The 20,429-nt window shown below is 36.0% G+C and carries 15 protein-coding genes; 1 reads left to right on the top strand and 14 read right to left on the bottom strand.

What is annotated here, in order from left to right:
* Positions 1-72 precede the first annotated feature (72 nt).
* From A9G24_RS08580 to gss, 12 genes are all read right to left on the bottom strand, one after another.
* Positions 73-1,455 (bottom strand): VWA domain-containing protein, encoded by a 1,383-nt coding sequence (locus tag A9G24_RS08580; protein ID WP_065638639.1) that lies wholly within the window; start codon positions 1,453-1,455, stop codon positions 73-75.
* 70 nt (positions 1,456-1,525) lie between these two features.
* The gene (locus A9G24_RS08575) at positions 1,526-2,008 is read right to left on the bottom strand and encodes a hypothetical protein (protein WP_065638638.1); all 483 of its coding nucleotides are present in this window, start codon (positions 2,006-2,008) and stop codon (positions 1,526-1,528) included.
* 2 nt (positions 2,009-2,010) lie between these two features.
* On the bottom strand, positions 2,011-2,700 hold the full coding sequence (locus A9G24_RS08570; RefSeq protein ID WP_081303142.1) for a hypothetical protein: 690 nt from the start codon (positions 2,698-2,700) through the stop codon (positions 2,011-2,013).
* A complete protein-coding gene (locus A9G24_RS08565; protein WP_081303141.1) occupies positions 2,700-4,316 on the bottom strand; it encodes an SUMF1/EgtB/PvdO family nonheme iron enzyme in 1,617 nt (538 codons plus the stop codon). Before A9G24_RS08565 ends, A9G24_RS08570 begins: the two co-directional genes overlap by 1 nt.
* The gene (locus A9G24_RS08560) at positions 4,273-5,496 is read right to left on the bottom strand and encodes an ABC transporter permease (protein ID WP_065638636.1); all 1,224 of its coding nucleotides are present in this window, start codon (positions 5,494-5,496) and stop codon (positions 4,273-4,275) included. The genes A9G24_RS08565 and A9G24_RS08560 overlap by 44 nt, the downstream gene beginning before the upstream one ends.
* A gap of 3 nt (positions 5,497-5,499) precedes the next feature.
* A complete protein-coding gene (locus tag A9G24_RS08555) occupies positions 5,500-6,216 on the bottom strand; it encodes an ABC transporter ATP-binding protein (RefSeq protein WP_065638635.1) in 717 nt (238 codons plus the stop codon).
* A 1-nt stretch (position 6,217) separates the two neighbouring features.
* Positions 6,218-8,182, bottom strand: coding sequence for a vWA domain-containing protein (locus tag A9G24_RS08550; protein WP_065638634.1), 1,965 nt, complete (start codon positions 8,180-8,182; stop codon positions 6,218-6,220).
* A gap of 12 nt (positions 8,183-8,194) precedes the next feature.
* Positions 8,195-9,187 carry a hypothetical protein gene (locus tag A9G24_RS08545; RefSeq protein ID WP_065638633.1) on the bottom strand — a complete coding sequence of 331 codons (993 nt, stop codon included), beginning with the start codon at positions 9,185-9,187 and terminating at the stop codon, positions 8,195-8,197.
* 130 nt (positions 9,188-9,317) lie between these two features.
* Entirely contained in the window at positions 9,318-11,990 is a 2,673-nt protein-coding gene (locus A9G24_RS08540; RefSeq protein WP_065638632.1) for a putative virulence factor, read from the bottom strand.
* Complete coding sequence (locus tag A9G24_RS08535; protein WP_065638631.1) at positions 11,987-15,013, bottom strand: virulence factor SrfB; 3,027 nt, start codon at positions 15,011-15,013, stop codon at positions 11,987-11,989. Before A9G24_RS08535 ends, A9G24_RS08540 begins: the two co-directional genes overlap by 4 nt.
* A gap of 9 nt (positions 15,014-15,022) precedes the next feature.
* The gene (locus A9G24_RS08530) at positions 15,023-16,579 is read right to left on the bottom strand and encodes an SrfA family protein (RefSeq protein WP_065638630.1); all 1,557 of its coding nucleotides are present in this window, start codon (positions 16,577-16,579) and stop codon (positions 15,023-15,025) included.
* Positions 16,580-16,863: 284 nt separating this feature from the next.
* Positions 16,864-18,738: a bifunctional glutathionylspermidine amidase/synthase gene (gss, locus tag A9G24_RS08525; RefSeq protein ID WP_065638629.1), complete on the bottom strand. Its 1,875-nt coding sequence runs from the start codon at positions 18,736-18,738 to the stop codon at positions 16,864-16,866.
* 193 nt (positions 18,739-18,931) lie between these two features.
* Here gss and ybeD point away from each other — a divergent pair, with 193 nt between their 5' ends.
* Positions 18,932-19,198, top strand: coding sequence for a DUF493 family protein YbeD (gene ybeD / locus A9G24_RS08520; protein ID WP_065638628.1), 267 nt, complete (start codon positions 18,932-18,934; stop codon positions 19,196-19,198).
* A gap of 293 nt (positions 19,199-19,491) precedes the next feature.
* Here ybeD and adk read toward each other — a convergent pair whose 3' ends face one another.
* Both adk and A9G24_RS12515 read right to left on the bottom strand, forming a co-directional pair.
* A complete protein-coding gene (gene adk, locus A9G24_RS08515) occupies positions 19,492-20,136 on the bottom strand; it encodes an adenylate kinase (protein ID WP_065638627.1) in 645 nt (214 codons plus the stop codon).
* Positions 20,137-20,174: 38 nt separating this feature from the next.
* The gene (locus tag A9G24_RS12515) at positions 20,175-20,426 is read right to left on the bottom strand and encodes a YfgJ family double zinc ribbon protein (protein WP_081303140.1); all 252 of its coding nucleotides are present in this window, start codon (positions 20,424-20,426) and stop codon (positions 20,175-20,177) included.
* Positions 20,427-20,429 lie beyond the last annotated feature (3 nt).

Genomic DNA, 20,429 nt, shown 5'->3' with positions numbered 1-20,429 from the left:
ACTTCAAACATTACTTAACCATAGATATACCAAAAACGAGATATTCGACTATCTAGTATTATTTAACAATAATTATTCGCATATCGGTTTACTAATATTCATATTCGAAACGGCATTATTCATTTGTTCAATTATCTGTGTTGGGCTTTGAGCGATATAAACTTTCCCCCCAGTTTTATTCGCTACACAGTCAATTTTATGTTGTCCAGCAATATCAACAATATTTATTTTGAGTCGAGGTTGCTCAGTGGCGATTTTGCTGGCTAAAGCACAAATATTCGCTTTGGTACAATTATCTTCACCATCACTAATCACTAAGATGTAATCATCATGGTTTACGCCATCAAGCATTTTACTAGCTTGTTTTATACCACTGTATAAAGGCGTTGCACTGTTATTTTCTAATGGATTTAACCGACTAATTTTAGTTTTTAACTTACCTCTATTTTCATAATGATAAAACGAGGTAGTTTGTGCAGCAGGGCAAGCAGAAAGGGTGACTAACGCAATATTAACATCAGGTTGTATTTTATCAATAGTCGACAATGCAACCTTTTTACTACTTGATAAACGATTCGGTAAACGTGTCATGCGTTTTTCGTATGCATCAGCTTCTTGTTCGGTCATTGAATACCAATCAGCACGCAAGTATTGATTAATGGACGCTTGAGATTCCATCAAAGTCAATGTCATCGAGGCTGAATTGTCAAATATCATAACCATTTTAGGCTTGTCAGTATTATTGGCAATCTCTTCACGAGTAACACAATTTTTAGGTGCTGGCTCTGGTATCGCTTCAGGTTCCGATTTTACAACGGGTTGTTCCTCTTTAGGTGGCTCAACAACCGGATCTGGTTTCTTTTCTTCAACAGGCTGAGTAATGGCGGGCTCAACATCAGCAATCGCAGGCTTTTCTTTTGCATATGGACAAAATAAATACCAAAGAATGCCCAGTAAAGCAAAGAGTAATAAGGCTAAAAGTAAAAAATGCCACCAACGCCAAAATGATTTTGACGGAATAACTGGGGCAGGTGCCGGTAAAATAGGCTCTTCAAAGGTATTAACAATAACTGGTTCATCATTAATCACATAAATATGATTACCTAAACTTTTAATTCTAGGTAACCATGATGAAATAAATGCCTGCTGCTCAGCCGTGAGTGACATTAACTTAACCACAGCTTCGATATCGTTAATACGATTTTGTAACGTGTTTTCTATCTTAGCTTTATGTGATTGATCACTAATTTCACTCAATAAGATAGGCTGCCCTTCTAAAGAAGTGTACCAACCAATATATTGATTATCATCAATCAATCTTGCTATTGCTAAAATCGAAAAAGTGCGCTCAGTCAAATACGGTTTTAGCAATGCTAGCAAAGAATTATATTGATCGAATAACGACATCTTTTCGGGATGATGATGATCACAGATAATTCTTGTTATGCGCTGCATTGCTAATTTATTTCCTTTTATTTAACGTCTGCTTTTATTATTTATCACATTGATTAAGCAAGAAATATATTTATATGTTTAATGCTTTTTGCAATTGTTGAAGTTTTTTATTTAACTTATCTAACTCAACTTGTTTTTCAAGTTCAGAACTATTTGAATTGTTCACTTTATTCAGTTGCTGTTCAATATCTTTCACTTGAGCCTGTAGGTCGTCACGTCCTTTGGCTTTTTGTTTTACTTCATTGGTTAGTTTAGTTAAATCCGTTTTCAACTTTTGCTGCTGTGCCTTTTTTTGTTTAATACTTAACGCGGTGGCGTTTTTTTGCTTCTCGATAGTGGCATAAATCTCTTTAAACTGCTGATTAGCTCTTACTTCATCTTCTAGAATTTGTTTTTTCTGATCAATTCGAGCCTGATAATTTCCTGAATAATTACAGCTAATTTTATCCATAATTCCAATGTTGGTATTAGTTGGATCGCACTGCTCAGGCGTAGTTGAACAACCGGCTAAAAAAATAAATGGACTGAGTAATAAAATATATTTTTTTTTCATAATTAGCTAACCTTAACTGCTGAACGTTGTTTAGTAACAAGATTAATTTGATTTTCAAGTACTGCAATTTGTTTATGCAATTGGCTGATTTGTTGATCCAGTCTTGATACTCTAACACCTGATTGTCGTTCTTCGGAGGATATTGAAACCCAATCATTTTCAACTTTTTTCATGCGTTTTAATTTGTCTCTTAAATAAGCAATATTTGCATCAATTTGAGTCAAATCATTTTGTGCTTGTTTTTTATTGATCGTATCATTTTTTATCTGATTATTTAATACTTTAAGTGTTGCTAAATTCTTATCTAATACCGCTTTAGCAGTTTCGGTCACCGCTTGTACTTCGTAGGTGTTTTTTTGCACGTCTTGGATATAAACATCTAGACGCATCTCGTCATCAGCATATTCAGCTCGCTTACTATCAAGATAATAGTTAGCACCCATCAATACACCACAACCTACCGCCGCAGATGCAAGACATACCCCTGTTTTTCCACCTGCTAACACACAGCCAATACCGCCTAAACCAGCACCAATAGCACAAGATTGCCACGCTGATTTACTAAAAAATTTAGCCGTATTACTTTTAGTTAATGCAGGATCGACATTTCTAGAACTCGCTCGCCCTGTACCTTGACACCCAGTTAAAATAATCGATATACATAAAGTCAGTGTTACTATAATTTTGTTCATCATTTTTTTCCTTTTATCTCATTACACGTTTGTAGCCAAGTTGTTCGCTCGACCTTCCCCGATTCAATATATTGATTAATATGTTTGAAATAGAGTTTTAAATAATCGCTCATATTTGCTTTGCCACTATTTTCTAGAATAAATTGCGTTGATTTGACTTGATCATTAATCGTATTTTTCTCGTAATTTGACGCCGTATTAACAATCGTATCAGCATAATATTTCAATATAAAGTCCCGTGCATTTTTAGACTCATCAACAACCTGTTTTAAATTATCTAGCTTTACTTTTGAGCACATATTGTCATCGGCCACAGTATCGGTTTCTTTTAAATCACAAACTTCATTAATCATTGTTTTGTATAAATTATCATTATACTCAAACTTGCTGTTTAAATCTGAAACATTAGCGCACAAAAATGCACCTAATTGTAATGCTGATTGAATAGAACGATCTCGTTGCTCATCGCGCGCTTGATTAGCGCTACGTAAAAGTGCATTGAGTTGATTTAATTCTTTTTTTGTTTTTTCATCTTCAACTTGTTTAGTAATTTTTTCAAGCTCGCTGACAACATTACCATTTTTTGCGCTGTCCGTTTCACTACCTAATTGACTCCATTCTTTGTCTAGCTCTTTGATTTTATCATTCGAATTCATCACTTCAGTTGTATAAACTAAGCGAAATCCAACATCTTTACTTTTATAAGCACTTTTATCATCATAGAAAGGCTTTTCAATACGAAAAGCACTGGTGGTTGAAGATTCGGGCGTTAAATAGCTCCCCCCACGCACAATCATTCCGCCTTGTTGACCATGGTAGCGATCAAGTTTATTCATTCTAAACGAATCAAACATCATTTCGCTCGCATTACCTAAAATATCATACAGATCTAGGGGATTAGGATCTAACTTACCAATAAGTTGCAATTTACCATTAGCCGACTTAGCACCAGAAAACCACGCATAACTTTCGAGATTTTTAGTCATAGGGAATCGTGATTCTCGAAATTCCGATTCTGTCACTTTTGAACCACCACGCGCAGCATATTCCCATTCCGTATTATTGGGTAAACGGACATAACCATTCGGTAAACTCATTGATTTTATTTTTGACTGGTTTGCAATTAACCAACGATTATATTTATCTGTAAAAGCAATAGCATCAAACCAGCTAATATCCGTGATAGGAAAGGCAAGATTCACGTTAGGGGTTGGGCAAGTATCATTCATGACGGATTGATATTGCAATGTGGTAATCTCATATTTACCTATCAAATAATAGCGTTCTTTATCTGAATCAGAAAAACTACCCGCAATATAATTGGGTGTGGCATACTCGGCAAAACCGAACTCTTTTTGATTGCTCCCTAAAATGACTTTGACATCATCTAGCGGTTTATTGGTAGGGGTAAACACCTTTTTCATCACTAAACTACCGTCACATGGCATCGGTAAAATGACATCATCTTTTGTCGGCTTGGGATTATAAAATTTACTGTCCCAAGGTTCAGCAAAGCTTAATGCCGGTAGTAAGCTAATTGTAGCCAACCCCCAACAAGCTAATCGAGTATAATTATGCTTCACGTAAGCTTTCTGCTGGTTGAATTTGAATAGCATGTCGCCCTCCTATAACCACAATGCCCGCTGAAATCAATAAAGTCAGTAAAAATGCAATAATAAGATGATAAAATTGTAATTGACTCACAACGGATTGTGAAAGCAAATTTTTACCTAACACTGAATTAAAAGCACAATTTCCTACCGCAAACAGCCCACAAGAGATTATAAAAGCGAAACAGCTCAAAATCATTGCTTGGTTAACTAAATAAAACATAATGCCTTTTGAACGAAATCCAAGCAATCGCATAAAAGCAATATCTTTGCGTTTACGTTCAATATTCGATAAAAATGACCCCGTAAATGATAAAACACATCCCAATACTGCCGTAATGGCAATAACGCTAAAAATAAAATTAAGCACTCGATTAATCGCTTGCAGGTTTTCAATTGCATTAGCTTGGGTACGCGTTTCGATATGTTTTTCTCGTAATTTATACGCTAATGGTGCAACATTATCCAGCGAGTCCGCATAAATACGGGCTCGCGCAAACGAAGTATGATTAGGCGGATTTAATTGCCCCGTTGAGGTTAGAAAAACATCACTTTGATACCCATCGTAATAGTTTTCCATATCAATCAGTAAATCTAAAGAGACAAAAGCCCCAGCACGGCTATAACGATTTTCGGGAATAATGCCAACTACCTCTAATTCAGCCATTCCTTTTTCAAGTTTTCCATCAAGCTGCCTTGTGATCACCATTTTCACGTGACTGCCCATCGTGACTTGCATTTTTTCGGCTGATAACGAACTTAATAAAATTTGTTTTTTATTATTCGGTAATGGCAAATTTTTTGTTATTGGATCATCTTTGGCTGTAGGAATAACTTCGGCATTATTAACAAAATGGCTAGCATCTTTCATTAAATCAGCTTGCGTATTTAATGAACGCGTGAGTGGAATCACAAAAGCTGTTTCAGGTTGCTGTTTTATCCACTCAAACATTTCATCTTTAAGTTGCAAATTTCCCACAATTTTTACTTCTAAATTTTGCGGATCACTGAGTAATTGTTCTCGAAGTTGCGAAACAACCCCGTACTTTAAGCTAAATAACAATAACAAGGGTGTAATCACTGATATTACTGAGGCAATAATACAAAATGATACTTTTTTGTCATACCATAAGTCCGCTAACGATAAACGAGTAACAAGTAACCATTTTGATATTGCTTTAGTCATTTTTTACGCCTTATCTTGTAACGGTAAAAATTCTGATGATTGTGCCGAGGTTAACTTAGCCGATAAAGTCAATAATCCTTTGTCAGCGATGCGTTGCCAGTCATGTGTGACAATCATGGCAGCAATGTTATCTTGCTGAGCTTGTTCAATAATTAAATTAAACAGTAAATTCGCATTATAGGGATCCAATGCCGAAGTCGGCTCATCGGCAAGTAACAACGCTGGCTTATGAATAATCGAACGAATAAAAGAAGCTCGTTGCCTTTCACCAATTGATAACTGTTTAGGATATTTATTGAGCAAATGAACGATATTGAGTTTTTGCACTAGATAATCAAACCGGCTATTATCCACTTTTTTTTGTAATAACTTCAATGATAATAAAATGTTATCACGAATCGTCAAAAATGGCAGTAATCCACCTGTTTGCAGCATAAAACCTAAATATTGAGCACGAATATCAGCAAGTTCATCAATTTTATCTTGCTTGATTAGCGTTGCGATATCAATATTACAATTATCAACAACTAAGTTATAACCATCAATTTGGTCTGGTTTTAAAATCATTCCCACCATTTCAAGTAAAGTGCTTTTACCCGTGCCGCTATCACCTTGAATAACAACAACTTCCCCCGCTTTGACAGTAAGCATCGGCAGGCAAACGCTAAAAAAGGATTTGCCTGTGGAGCGTGAAATCGATAATTGCTTAATATTTAACATTTTACGGCAACATTTCTAATGGTATAGGATAAACATTTTCGCGAGGATCACTGCCGTCAGCTAATGAAATCCAACGATCGACATCCGCATTACATTTTTGATAATAGCGAATTTTACTGTTTAAATTACGAATAAATTTTTCTTGTTCAAGCCCACTCATACTTTTCCATGTATCTTGATCAAGTCCAGTGACATCGCTTTTATAAGGGATATTATCTAAATATTCACCCAGCAAACCTAAGTCAGCAATTTTTGTGACGGAATCAGATTTTAATTTACTTGGATCTTGCCCCATTGCAGCCGCAACAGAACGAAGTTGAGAGAACATATCATCGGCAGAAATCAATCCATCATTAGCCGCATTAGCAATTTTGCTAACCACATCGCTCAAATCACTCAGTTGCGATTTTGTTAATAATATACGTGGCTCTGCTGTTGGAATAGTCGGTTTGACAAAATCTTTATCGGCAATCCATGCTTTAAAAACTGACGGCGCTTGAGTACCCTTAACATCTCCCAAATAAGCCAGTTGCATGGCCTTGCTTAGTAGCAATGCATCTTTTAACATGTCTGAATTATCGTCTTTTGCATTGATGGCATTACCAACAGAAGCTTCACCTTTATAAGCCAGTTTAACTTGTTCAGACAATGCTTTTGCTAGCAAATCAACTTTTTGACCAAACTCATTTACATCACCTGCATTCACTGGGTAATAAAGTGATTTATGAATAAAATCGTTATACGTTAAGTCCGAATATTGTTCTGCCGCAATTTGATGATCTTTTGCACCACTTGGCGTTTTTAAATGTAATGCATAAATCGCAACACCTTTATGCTGCGCTTCAAGTCTTAATTGCGCCGCATCCATGCCTGTACTAGAGAGCTTATCATCACCCGGAATTGCACTTGCATCGGTTATCAAAATCATATAACGCGCCCCAAAGCTATTCCAATTAATATCATTTAATGCTTGAGCGATACCTGCATAGGAATCTTCGGCAAAATACGAGGTAGAAACAGAAGCTTGTTTAAGTGAAGCACTTAGTTGTTTAAAGTCCTCTTTATCTTTAACTTTATTGGGATCCGCAAAAATTTTGCTCACAAATTCAAGCTTATCAGAGGCTTTTAAACTTGACCGAAATGAAACCAAGCCAAACTTAACTTGATTTTGTAAATTTTCTTTTTCAATATGTTGATAAACTCGCGCTACTGCCTCCTTAGTTCTTGAAATATAAGGATCCATAGAAATAGTCGAGTCAATAACAAACACGATGGCGGCTTTAAAAGGGGCTACTTGGTTAGCACTATCATCAGTTGTTTGGGTAGTTGTTGATTTTGTGTTATTTTTTATCAATGATGCTTGTTTACTAACTGAGGCAACTTCTAACACTCGCTCATAAAACCCTTGCCCATTCATCACTTCTTCACCTTGTAAAATAGGTAATAAATAGAAGTTACTTTTAAAATCAACGAACTCTTTAGGTTCTTGAGCCACTACATCTAAAGCGGGTTTATTGGCTTTTAATGCATCACGAATAGGTTTTAATAAAGCTTCAGGCTTGTCTGCATCAACAATTGCCGTTAATGCGGCCTTATCTTTAAAAAATAGCAAAGGATCACGATCAACTGGATTTGTAAAAACCAATGTCATTTGCATATTCCAAGCAATCGCACATGAATTATTAATCCAACCAATGGTTTTCCCATAAGAATCAGGGCCAACACTAAGCCACTCTTGATTATTGTCATTTTTGCGTTCATAAACATAATAACGGGAAAATGCAGGCAAGGATTTGCCTGTAGCATCGGTAATATTGTTTTTTAATTCACACGTTGGGGTACTTAATACACGTTGGTATAAGGTTGTTTTTCCAGCCTGTTTAAGTGGCTCAGTTGCAAATCCCATCAAAGGCAGGCATGTTAGACCTAGTGTGCCAATGAGTTTCGAGATAGCTAGCTTATTCATTCTTGCTCCTCACTATTTTTGTAATTCGGTTAAACGATCTTTAACGAACGTATTATTTGCATCGTTAGTCAAAGACGTTTCATACCAATAAATAGCCGTTTCTTTATCCGCTTTAAAACAATTATTTGCTTCATAATATTTTTCGTCATACTCTTTTGCATATAACATCGCAATTTTAGGGTGAGTTTGAGCCTGATTGGCATATAACCGCTGAGCGATATTACATTTTTCAGCTTTTTTAGCTTCAGTGATGATCTGAATAATGGCATCTGTCTCTGGCTTGGTCTGTAAACATTGTTGAATAAAGGTTAAATCATCAGTAGAGGCGTTGTTCAAACTACATTGACCACTAATTTGCACTGCTGGAGTTGGTTGTGATGGATTTTTGAAATATAAAAAATACCATGCAGCCATGCCAAGTCCAATTAGCACTATACAACCGATAATAATAGCCATAATTAACCCTAGGCGACTTTTCGATTTAACTGGTGCTTCTGGTATGATTTCTGGTTCGATAGGTTCGGCTAACGTTTCATTTTCAGCTTTAAGGCTAGATTCTTCAATTAATGGTGTTTGATCTTCAATAATAGAATCACTAACAGGATCTGGCTGTGCTATAGTTCGCTCGTCATTAGGTAATGCGGTTTGCAAGTTTAATGCGGTTGATGCAAGAACCGAATCAGCAATGCTCACAACGCCCCCATCAACATACTTCTCATTTTGCTTATCACGAATTTGTATAAGAAATCGAATCTGACTTTCTTGTGATAATAAAGAGTCAACTAGCCATTCACCAATTTGTCCGGTTAATTGTCCATTATCAACAGACATATTTTCAACGGTGTGCCAGTTTTTTTCAGGGCTCCATTGATTTAAACCCGATAAATAATAGCCATCTTGATTTCGTTGTATCAGCATATCAATGTCAGAACTACCACTCCATTTTTGAGCTAAAAACTTCGCAATACCGGGTTTATAACTAGCTAATTCAATTCTTAATGCCATGATATCCTCTATTTTTATACTCAAATAGGTGAGTATTGTTTATCTGTGCTATTGAATAGGAAAGCTCTTTTTGCTCAAAAAGACTTTCCTACTATACTTTGTTATTTATTCAATATTGTGTTATTTAATTTTAATTAATCTGCGATTGCTTGAAAAAAGCAAGAATTTCACCCAATCGGCTATTTTGTTCTTGGCTAATTTCGCGTCCTGCATGATGCCCTACATTTTCTTGCGCAAGCATAGCAAAGGCAATAAACCAATCAAATATCGCATACTGAGAATAATTTTTAGTGTTATCGTCCAGTTTTGGTAATAAATGCGATGATTGCATATTAAATTCGCTTAGTGGTGAAGAAAATATTGGTTTTCCTTGATTAACTTTGCTCATGGGTATATCACTTGCTTGCCCTTGAATAAAACCCAGCCAAGCAATAAAGTCTGCCAGTAACGTATGAATAGTACTGACTTGTCTAGACTCTAGATCATCACGTTTACTACCTGTATTTTCATTATTCAAAATGCGTTCGCTTAAACTTGTTTCAAGTTTCATTCGATTCGCAGCAGTAATCAATTCTTCTACCATAAAAGAGAGTGATTTTTGATTGATACCGAAAAACTGCAAGATATGCTTATCTAGCACAATATTTCTTAAATGCTCTAACCATGCCGAGAAAACCGTTTTTGCAAACTTTGATTCGGTAGGGAATATGGCGACTTGTTTGGTGGATGGTGATGAACTCACATCAGAAAATAGCTCAAAATCAGCAGTTAAACCAAAATCATTAGATAAATTATCTAACACATTATCATTACCTGCTTGCTGCGTTTCATTTTCGACAGTATTGGAATGATAAAGCGCTCTAATGGTTTGATCTGGCAATTCAAACGCTTTTAGTAGCTCACCTAATAATAGTGCTTTACTCTGTAACTCTTTAACAACATCAGCAATGATTTGTTTTTTCTTGGCTAGTTCTTCATCATTGTCTGCTTGATACCAAGTATCAAAACGCATATTAATAATATATTCAATTTTTTCATTAAGCTGTTCAACAATTCGTTGCTGTTTGACTTCAGTAATAGCAACTTGTTCTAAGTATTGGCTAATTCGCCCTATACCACCATCATTGAGTTTTAACATGGCATCCCATGCTTCTTCTGGCTGGAACACGTACTGTTTGATATCACTGTTTTGCACAAATGTATTTCTTAATGCATTCATTTTATCTTGATAATTTGCATTATAAGATTGCTCTTGACAAGTGTTCGGCTCGACATTTAAAAACGGTACATCAAATCCTGGTTTGCGCACAAGAAAGACATTATTAAATTGATGATCGTTAGACCAGTTGCTTAACCAATCGTAACTCCCAAATCGCTCTAAAATGGTTTGCTGAAGTAACCCACCTTTACCCCAGCTATTTTTAAGATTGTCTTCTGATAGAGTTAATGAGGTACCAATGCGTTTATCAAACATGGTAATTGCCCATAATAATCCCGCTTTTTTCGTCGCTCTTTTTTCAGCTGTTTCACCTTGTGTTTTATCGATCCAACGTTCAAGTACTGGACCAACATCATTAACATCAGATTGTTTATCTGACGGAGTACACACAACTAGCACGTTCATTTCTTGGCTATCAGTATATTTTTCAAAAAGATAAGCAACTTTACCCCGTAATAAAAGCTGAGCAATAGGGTTACCTTCTTTCACATCTGAAATCGATATCAAATTTAAACGCCCTCGATATCCAGGAAAATCAAGTAAATCCACATTTTCAAAAGTTGGTACTCTGGTTTTATTGACTAATGGGAAAATCAATTCGGCGGTTAAAAAAGCCAATTGCGCTAAAGATATTGATGTTGGTTCACTATTTAACGGTGTTATGGTAATCGATGAATCTTTGTCGGTATTTAATCGCTCAAGAATATCAACATTCATAATACTGTCAATTTGCGACTTGGTGCCATTATTCTCTTTCACTAATACTGAAAGCGGCGCATACACAGTTTCAGCATGGTGTAAATTTGATAATGTTGTCGCTAATTGAGTATAAATTATCGTCAGCTCAGTAATTCCACCCCATAAGACAGAAAACAGCTCGCCACGCTCTGCTATTGATAAATAAGGAATAAGGTGCGTTACTTTTTCCCAATAGCCCCCTTTCAATTCTTCGAGCGAGTTACCAAAGTTTTCAGATAAATAATCGTAAAGATCAACAATATCATCCTCGCTAACACCACCGACATAATTAGTTTGTTTCTGATTTTCCAAACGTTGAATTGTCTGATTTAACGGTGCAAACTCGATTTTATTAGATACTTTTTGCTGATCAAAATCTTTAAAATAAGCATTTATCAAAATTTTGACAATTTCGATCTCTTTAAACAATTTTAATTCTAACGGATAGTTAGGTATGCCACCTTTGGCAATGCGGCTAAAGCGAGTAACAAGCCCCGTCGCCTCTTTGCCACTACCCACGGGATTAACATGGTCAATAAAATCTAACACTTCATTATCGACAACCGTTTCAAGCTTACCATTCTCACCAGCTGCAAGTGCTGAAATTAAATAGGATTTACCGGCCTGTGATAATCCAAAAAAACCAACTGCAACAGATTTTGTTGATACATCTCCCAATCGTTTTGCGCTGTTACGTAACCGACGCAAATCCAAAATTAAGTTATCCGCTTCGCTATTTAAACGTTTAGATGAATGGCGTGTTTGATTCACCCACTCAATGGCCTTTGCAGATGCTTGATAGACCTGATCCCAAGATTTAGGCAGCTGTTCGTTTAAGTTTTTCATCGTTTTATCATTCCACTATCAAGCCAATATTGCGTACTTATTAACCCCGAATTAACCATGGTGTTTAAACTGAGTTTAATATCCTGATTTTTATTACAGGCTCGACCATCAGAGGCTTTTACCTCTTTAATATAAAAATTCTCGACCATTTTTTGTTTATTTTTTATACCTAAAGTCACTTCTAGCACGACGCCTTCAGCGCTTAATCGCTTAGCCACTTCACTGCTTTCAATCGTTAAAATATAGATAGGCGATGCTGGCCAACGGTCAACTTCAAGTTGCCTAAAACCAAGTCTTGTGGTCCCTCGTATTTCAAATGAGAGATTAGGAAAATCATAATTAGGATTATCCAGATCAATATCTTGATAATAGACATTTTCTTTTTTAATCATATTAAGATTATCTAAAAGTCCAATGTACTTAACGGTTGAATATAAATCTATATTAGAGGCTCTAAAATAGAAATTAGGTAATCGTAAATTCTTACTTAAAAAACACAACATCGCCCCCACGGCGGCCGTTGTTTTAGGATCATCAATTCGTTCTTGTTTATGGAAAGGATACCAACCACCAGTATAATAACCATGCAAAGGTAAAATTCGCCCAGCAGGCATGGATAAGCGTGATCGAAAATAACTTTGGATACCCGGTAAACGCGAAGGACGACCAGTTAACAAAAGCACATCACACTGATAACAACTAATAATCTCCGATAGCGCATCAAACGTTTTACAAATATTGTAATAATCGCCCCGAATAAACAAATAATGAATACGTTTAAGGTTAATCTCGATACTTAAATCAAGTACTGAAAAATCAGGATTATTCAATGCGCGCTTAATCGGTTCATTAATAAAATTAAGCACGTTATCGGTCATCATATTGCGTTGTAATAATTCACCGAAAGTAGAACAATAGACATGTTGCTCTGCGTGTAATGGGTCATAAAGTTCATATGCTTTTAATATTTGTAACCCAACTGGTATAAATAGCTGTAAGGTAAGTTGCTGGCGCAATACCGCATCTTGAATTGATAGTTGCTGAGAACCAATCGTTATGGACAAAATAGGATTAGGATCAGCAATTCCAGCTTGTTTCAAACCATTTGTTAAAGCTGTTATAACGGTATCTTGGATAAGATCAAGTAAAATATCATCTCCAGCCACTTTAAATCCATCACGAAAACGCTGTGTTGGCACAATATAGGCATTACTGCTGTTGGCTTGCCCGCTAACGCCGTAGTCTAATTGATAATCGTTAATCACTAAATCGGTTGTACCACCACCAATATCAACTGTTGCAATAGTTAACTTTTGCTTATTGGTTTTATCTGGACGGATCATTGATGCAATAAACTCTTCGCATCGCCCATTATAATTATTTTGCGTTTCGTTAAAAAGATACACAACTTGGCCACAAGTCGCTTCATCCCATTGGATATAAACTTCAGGAATATTTGGCCAAACACTTTTTAATTGCTCAGAATTATTGAAATCAATATTGTCATCTGAACTATCCCAACCAAGGCTTTTCCAAACCAAACCAATGGCTTGATATACGCAACTTTTAAATATTGCTTGTTCGGGTTTTGGCATGGCTGGCGGAATCGTTAAAATGATTGAACGTAAATTACGTGGTGTTTTCGCATGCTCTAGTTTATTACGCTGAGCGACACTATTCATTTGCATTAATGCATGCATTAATACTTCACATAACATAAACGTCATCAAAGAACTGCGAGAGTATTTTGGGTGGAAAACCGGCATTTTGCGATCATACTCGTCTTGAATATCATTGCTAAGAATATGCAACGCTTCTCCATATTCATTAATTAAACTAGAAAAAGGTTCTGCTGTTGCAAATGGTTCATGATCACTTTTTACATAATGAGAGTTAAAACGCCACCCTTGTTCATATTTATCTTGATCCCATAAATAACGTTTTGGGCTTGAAAGCCCCGTTGCACCTTCATTGCCTTCACGCCGGCTAGCAAGTCGGCTTGCTTCTTGACCTACACGGACAATACTTGGCCAACGAAAAGTATCGCGTCGTCCACTTTGCAAAGAAAAATGTTCCTTGCCAAAAAAAGTTTGGGCAAATTCTACTCGACTTTCAAACGGTTCATTATAGATATGCTCAGGCTGAGTTAAATCACGGATTTCAAGCTCATAACGATGATTTAAACTATCTTTATCTTGAGCATGATCTTCAATTAGAATCCCACAAGTGCGTGAATTACCCACATCTAAAATCATATCGACAGGAATTGATTTCACCACATCATCTTTACTGTTTGACACAATTTTAATTGTCGGTAATTGCAATGAATCGGCAAGTAAATGGATGATATTTAGGTAGTGCCCATAATAAGATTTGTTTTTAATTTCTTGATTAAGATCATCTTTATGGATCTTTAACCGTTCAGATTGTGGCGCCAGCTCTTGAAAGAGATCAATTAACCAACTGGTTATCCATTTAAGCTCTAAATACCATGAAACCTGATCTGAACGATGTGCTAAACTAAAGACTGCGCCAGTCATCACATCATTTTCGGTTGGAGCAAGGTAAGCCACATCTTGTAAGTTAGCAAATACTTTTGTATCAAAAGCAAACGTAATTCGATGTGTATTGCCATCAGGATCTTCACCTTCAGGAATACTAACAATTCGAACTCGGCTCCAATTATGCGGCCCTTGATCAAAACGCTCTGGTGGTATTGAACGCAAAACAGGCACAGGTAACCAAATACCATCGTATAATTTTAACGACTGATCAACACTAATTTCTTGTGTCGGTTTGACAGCAAATGTTGGATTATCAGGTGTAAAAAATTGACCACTTTCCACATCTTCAAACAATCTGATGAGTGCGCCACTTTCTGATGGGTCAATAAAAGCCCCATTAACTTTACTGCGCCATTGATTATCTTTCCAATCGATTTTAAGTGCAAAATCAAGAAACTGAATACCACTATTCATAATCAGTGTCACTTCTTGACCATAATTGCGTAATTCTGGAAGCATATACAACCTTTATTGTTTTTTCATCGTTATTGGGAATAAAATCCCATTATTATAAATTCCTTGGCAATTGGCTTTATTATCCTTGCCTGGTGTGCATTGAATTTTGGGTAATTGATATTTGGTGTTATCACTACAAACAGCTTCAGTATTACCCGCTATACCTAAATTAGCGTTTTTAATATCAGTGCCAACATTACCCGTACATTTCACACCGTCACTACGCGTTATAGTAACTTCGCCATTGCCATCTTTAAAGTTATAACTTAATTGCAATGGTTTACCTGTGGCTTTATCTTGAATGCCACCATTGACAGACCATTGACCATCTAAGAACTTTGTGGTTCCTTGCTTGATTGCATCTGCTGGTAAAGCTAAATTATTTGTTTGATCAACCTCAGCGTTAGAATCTGCTTTATTATCTTTATCTGATGGCGAAGAAGTTTGGTTGGCGCTATCTTTGTCTTGTCCATTTTGAACATCTGTATTATCTTTTTTATCGGGATCGATAGGCGTTGATTTTTCATCTTTATCATCTGTTTTACCTATATCAGGCGGAGTCACTTGATCATTTTTATGATCTTGCGCATCTGGATTTGAAGTATTATTCCCCTCATTTGCATTATCTGGTGCTACAGAATGATCAACCGCATCACTTGCTACATTGGAATTAGTCGGAGTATTGGTTGTATTGTCTAAAATGGTACCATTTGGTATGGCGTTACCCGTGACAGCCAACCGATTATCAACAACCACATCTCTTGGCTCAGTTTTTAATTCTGGTTCTGTCGCTTTTTTATCCTGCTTGTCATCCTTTTCAGGTTGACTAATATTATTATCTAAAGATACATTCGGATTAATCGATATCTCAGGTTTTAACCAACAACCGCGTAGCAAAAACAAGGCTAATAAAAGCAACAATAACGGTAATAATCCCAGCAACCATATCCACCAACGCTTCCACCATGGTTTATTATCAATAGGCGTGGCAGAAGTAACGGCTGCTGCTTGTGCAACTTTTGCTACCGATTCTAAACTATAGAATGGAGAATTGGCCTGAGAGGTGTGCGGATACACAAATCCCCAGAAAGTAATCACCGGTTTACCGTTAACAATATAAACAAATTGATTACTTGGAAAACGTATTGCCATCAAATTAGGTTCGGCACTATCAACATTATTTTTGGGATCATAAATAAGACGACTAAAAAGCAGTTGATCGCCTTCTAAATTAGGATGACTGGCGAGTTGTTTGCCAAAATTCATCACTTTATGTTCAAATTCTTTCAGTAAAGCCAGCGCTGACTGTTGCTCAGATTCACTAGCTGAAGTCCAAGGAACAATATCATATTGCCCATCGGGCTGATTTGAATCAAAAGGAATATACCAATCGATAATATTGCCGTGATCATTACGTTGTGGAATAGCTAAATAATCAGCATATTGTTTACCTAATTTAACTCTAAACATTTCACGAATTTGAGCTGCAACTAAATAAGCGGCTTTACCATCATGCCCTAGCATTTTAAAATCTTTAATATCACCGCTTCGAAGTAATGTATTTGCCATATGTTCCTTTCTATTTCTTTCTATTATTTTATTTCTCAGCATTTGTACGCAACAAAAATAAGTTTAACAGAAAACACTATTATTGTAATTGATATCATTATGGATATTATGAATTTTTATTTATATTTTTGATAAGTTCCACTACAAATAAAACGCTTTATATAAACCATACATAAAAATTTATAACTATTTGGTTTATAAAGTTTTTCAAGTTAATTATGATTCTGCTAGCCTGTTACAAATTTATACTGAAACACATACTTTCCTGAAAGTTTTTTACAAAATTATTTTAAAAAATCTTGATCTGTTAATACGAGTAATGGTTGCATATCGCTTTCACCTTTTATCACTAATGTAGGATCTGAACGTAAACAAGTCCCACCATAATGGCCACCAACCGTAAAAGTACATAACTGCAAATACCTTTCATCAACTTTAGGTAAACACCATAACTCTTGATAAATATTTTCTTGTTTAGTAAATTTGCCAAGTGTTTTATCGAGTATTTGCTCTTTACTGTTGACCAGTTCAATATTACTGCCCCTTCGCCCCGCAATAGGTTTAATCGCATAACCTTTTTTTATTAAGTTATCGTTGAGTTCAAAAGTCGATTCTAATAAATAACGATGGTTAGGGAATAATGACCACAATACCGGCAAAATCGCCTTATTACTTGGAATAACAGTCCATAAAGGTTCAAAAACAGATACCTCAGGCCGTAAAAGCACATCAATTAATCTTACGGTATTATCAGGATGCCAAGTACGAATCGGCAAACCTGCAACTTGTGCTTCACTTTCTTGTCGAAGCTGTTCTAAAACAGTTTCCCAAGCCCATGTTTTCCAAACACAAGTGACTTGGCGATCTTCATCGTCCACTAACCGACCTCGTTTATCCCATCTCAGTCCACTTAGTCCGCGTAAAATTTTGCTATCTATTCCGGCCAAAGTCATGGCGTTTTGCATAAATAAAGCGTGATAATTTTCTTCACTATCATCATCACGCATAATATGTACAAATGCTTGCGCATCACTATGCTTCCAGCAATTAGCTAAAGCATTAAGTAATCCCTCACTCGGATTTGTTCCTACACTGATTCTTGCCTGTGTCGCCCAGTTTGATAATATTTTCCCTGCTTCGGTATGACAAGAGGCTGAATCGGCATTATATTCATAGACTTTAAAGCCACGTTCATCCATACAAAAATCTAATCGTCCTGTAATCATTTGATAACGACGCTGCTGCCACGAAAGTCTTAATCTTGGCCATAATATTTCAGGAATATTAAAATTAAGTAATAAATTATCGTCCTTTAATACCTTGTCGGTGGCATGTAAATACATTAAATGTAATTCATTGGTAGCCCGAATTAACTCTTGCTCAGCACTTTCTGAAATAGTGAAATAACGATAATGATCATCATGGCTAATCGCATGACCTGCCGCTAATACATACGCATGTTCTAATGGATCTGATTCATCTAACCATTTTTTATCAAATTGACCTTGATTTTCAATATGAGCACTATGAATTTGAAGTAAAGGCTGAGGAATTTTAGGTTGAGGTAAACTATACTCTGTCTTATCAGTTTGAATCATCCAACCTAAAATTTTCGTGTCATCAAACGTATCATGTAAATGATAACCTTCACTAGACACCGTCATTTTAAGTTCACGCGTCCATTGCTGTCCAATGGGTAAACGGGTATGTATTACATTTTGTTCAGCAACTCGGACTTTGTCTTCAAATACTTCAGTGATAATAGCTACATGGCCTGTTCTGTCAAATACACCACCATCATCCCATACCAATAAAGAGCCTGCTTCTGGCATTTTTTTGCTACCATTAGCAAATGCTTGCAAAGGTAAAATCGCCTCGTTAACAACTTGCCTTAAAAAACGTAGTGAAAAAATTTCGTGCGCCATTCCTACATCAGTAAAAACGATACCATAATTTAAGAATAAAAAACGCCTTGCAAATTCAACACATTGCCATTTATATCCCATATACTCATAGCCAGAATAGCTACGAAATGATCCATCATTCGGGTATTGATTTCGATCTAATGTTTCATAATCAGAAGAATAAATAGCAACCCCGCCCGGTGCATAACCTAATAATGTGCCAAAAGGTTCTTTATTTTTGGATTTAGATGACATATTGTTTTAGCCTTATTGGTAAATAGTAAAAACGCTTATTTCACTATGTTAGAATTTTCTTATCATAGCTCAAAATATATACTTTAAAAAGCAATGTTTATTATTCGTTACTTGAAGAGTGATAAACAGCCTATATATAGTAATCATTCTTGATACCAATACATTGAACCTATTAACTGAGAAAAATAAGATTATGCAACCAACTAAATTAAATGAATTATTAGAGTTCCCATGTTCTTTTACTTACAAAGTAATGGGCGAAGCCAAACCTGAACTTGTTGACAAAGTGGTATCAGTCATTCAACGTCATGCTCCGGGTGATTATACGCCATCAATCAAACCAAGCAGTAAAGGCAATTATCATTCAGTTTCAATTACTATTAATGCCACGCATATTGAGCAGGTCGAAAATCTTTATAAAGAATTAGGCGAAATTGATATTGTAAGAATGGTTTTATAATACTTTACTTTTTTGCTAAAAATAGAGCCTTACTATTATAGATAAGGCTCATCACAAAAAAACAAATAAAATCAATACCCTAATTGAGGTTTTTTCTGAAGAATCTACCCTCTGCTAAAACAAAACTCACTTTAAAAAATCGAATAAAATCAGTGCATTTTCTGAAGATTTTTAGGCGATGTTTATCGTGGCTCAGCTTTTAGTTGATCGCTGTATAGGCGGTGATATTAATCTATTTGAAATAAAAAGCGCAAGATAGTTAACACTACCTTGCGCTTTTTATAGATAACCAATTATTCTAAAATTTTAGCTAATTCTTTTGTTACTTCGGCAACAGGCTGTGTTCCATCAACACGGAAATAGTGTGTACGCCCTTCTTTTGCTTCATGTTGATAATAATTAATGAGTGGTTTAGTCAAATCATGATATTCAACAAGACGTTTACGAACGATTTCTTCATTATCATCTTTGCGAATAGTGAGGGGCTCACCTGTCACATCATCCACATTTTCAACTTTCGGTGGATTATGACGAACATGATAAACACGACCTGAAGCAGCATGTATACGGCGCCCACTCATGCGATCAATAATGACAGCGTCTGGTACATCGAATTCAAGCACATAATCAACATTAATACCGGCCGCTTTCATAGCATCAGCCTGAGGAACAGTTCGAGGAAAACCATCTAATAAAAAGCCATTAGCACAATCGCTTTGCGCAATACGCTCTTTCACTAATGCAATAACAAGTTCATCAGTAACCAATTTACCTGCATCCATTAATTCTTTTGCTTGCAAACCAAGCGCTGTACCTGCTTTTACTGCTGCACGCAACATATCACCAGTGGAAATTTGGGGAATTTCATATTTTTGCATAATAAATTGTGCTTGGGTTCCCTTTCCTGCTCCTGGTGCGCCTAATAAAATAATTCGCATAAAATAACCTCTTATGGCTTTAATATAGATAATATCTTCTATTCTGGTAAATAATGAAATATCACCTTACTGCTGGAGATTAAACCATCAGTTGGGCAAATATAGTTCACCGATCCACAACCCTTAATCATCTGCGCTTTTTGCAGACAAGTCGGGCAAATATATTGTTCAAAATAATGTTGCTTGCAATGAAGACAATTAAAATGTTGAGGCGAAACAACACTCATTTTATGATGACACGTTGGGCAAAGACCTTCTTGTCCACCATCACCTCTCTTTATTTGAGACATAAA

It is taken from the genome of Gilliamella sp. App6-5 (assembly GCF_001690525.1).
In the GTDB taxonomy this organism is placed as follows: domain Bacteria; phylum Pseudomonadota; class Gammaproteobacteria; order Enterobacterales; family Orbaceae; genus Gilliamella; species Gilliamella apicola_H.
The sequence above is the reverse complement of the archived record's forward strand: the minus strand, read 5'-3'. Positions and strand labels throughout refer to the sequence as shown.

Coding starts and splice junctions, on each gene's coding strand:
- A9G24_RS08555 (WP_065638635.1), bottom strand. CDS start 6,216: ATGTTAAATATTAAGCAATTATCGATTTCACGCTCCACAGGCAAATCC.
- A9G24_RS08545 (WP_065638633.1), bottom strand. CDS start 9,187: ATGGCATTAAGAATTGAATTAGCTAGTTATAAACCCGGTATTGCGAAG.
- adk (WP_065638627.1), bottom strand. CDS start 20,136: ATGCGAATTATTTTATTAGGCGCACCAGGAGCAGGAAAGGGAACCCAA.
- A9G24_RS08570 (WP_081303142.1), bottom strand. CDS start 2,700: ATGAACAAAATTATAGTAACACTGACTTTATGTATATCGATTATTTTA.
- gss (WP_065638629.1), bottom strand. CDS start 18,738: ATGTCATCTAAATCCAAAAATAAAGAACCTTTTGGCACATTATTAGGT.
- A9G24_RS08580 (WP_065638639.1), bottom strand. CDS start 1,455: ATGCAGCGCATAACAAGAATTATCTGTGATCATCATCATCCCGAAAAG.
- A9G24_RS08550 (WP_065638634.1), bottom strand. CDS start 8,182: ATGAATAAGCTAGCTATCTCGAAACTCATTGGCACACTAGGTCTAACA.
- A9G24_RS12515 (WP_081303140.1), bottom strand. CDS start 20,426: ATGTCTCAAATAAAGAGAGGTGATGGTGGACAAGAAGGTCTTTGCCCA.
- A9G24_RS08575 (WP_065638638.1), bottom strand. CDS start 2,008: ATGAAAAAAAAATATATTTTATTACTCAGTCCATTTATTTTTTTAGCC.
- A9G24_RS08560 (WP_065638636.1), bottom strand. CDS start 5,496: ATGACTAAAGCAATATCAAAATGGTTACTTGTTACTCGTTTATCGTTA.
- A9G24_RS08540 (WP_065638632.1), bottom strand. CDS start 11,990: ATGAAAAACTTAAACGAACAGCTGCCTAAATCTTGGGATCAGGTCTAT.
- A9G24_RS08565 (WP_081303141.1), bottom strand. CDS start 4,316: ATGCTATTCAAATTCAACCAGCAGAAAGCTTACGTGAAGCATAATTAT.
- ybeD (WP_065638628.1), top strand. CDS start 18,932: ATGCAACCAACTAAATTAAATGAATTATTAGAGTTCCCATGTTCTTTT.
- A9G24_RS08530 (WP_065638630.1), bottom strand. CDS start 16,579: ATGGCAAATACATTACTTCGAAGCGGTGATATTAAAGATTTTAAAATG.
- A9G24_RS08535 (WP_065638631.1), bottom strand. CDS start 15,013: ATGCTTCCAGAATTACGCAATTATGGTCAAGAAGTGACACTGATTATG.